Below are 670 nucleotides of genomic sequence, written 5' to 3' on the forward strand. Positions count from 1 at the left end.
TCATTCTGGTGAGCTTCGTAAAGATCGTTCAGCTTTCCGAAAAGATCACGGCCAGGCGTTCCTGTGATATTGTGCGGCGGGAACAGTTTGCTTTCTGGATGGTATTCGTCATTTAGCTCATGCTGATCAACAGCGAACACCACATAATCACCCTTCTTAATAAACTCATCTGTTACCGAAACAATGTGCTGCTCAATATCCTGGCCAGGTTTTCCGCACGTCAGTGCACCAGCATCTGCCACAAAATCAAACGTGTAATCGATATTGATCAAAGCTTTTTTCATGATAAGACCCTCCATTTATCGTTTTAATAATCAACAATTTGTTAATTGTTTATTTCAAAAAAATTAGTAGCGTGCTGTGTAGATCGGCTTGATCACATCCATATCAATGAATGTGTATAGCTTTGTTGCCCGTTTCGACGTGCGGGTCGTTGTCTTTCCTGGAACTTCTTTAATGAAAGGAAGCGATTTAATTTTTCTTGAAAAAGACTGATCGCTGAGGATCGCTGGATCATCTGTAACGGTTTTAAGAACAGCCTGCAATTCCGAATACGTGAAATGCTTTGGCAAAAAGTTCTTTGCAGCAGTTGTCTGCAGCAGATCGGTCGAAATGACATTAATTGCGTCGCTTATGATGTCTTTATGGTCAAATGCCAAGTCGAGCTGCA

The 670-nt window shown here is 41.5% G+C and carries 2 protein-coding genes; both read right to left on the bottom strand.

Translation table 11 applies throughout. The annotated features are described in order from the left end of the window. On the bottom strand, positions 1-284 hold a 284-nt coding region (locus CGZ90_RS20220; RefSeq protein ID WP_133063634.1), incomplete at its 3' end, for a cysteine hydrolase family protein. Between the two features lie 63 nt (positions 285-347). Beyond that, positions 348-670 (bottom strand): NrtR DNA-binding winged helix domain-containing protein (locus tag CGZ90_RS20225; RefSeq protein ID WP_420841359.1); only part of this gene is annotated, 323 nt, incomplete at its 5' end.

Origin of the sequence: Fictibacillus aquaticus (assembly GCF_002245695.1) — a bacterium.
GTDB classification, from domain to species: Bacteria; Bacillota; Bacilli; order Bacillales; family Fictibacillaceae; genus Fictibacillus; species Fictibacillus aquaticus.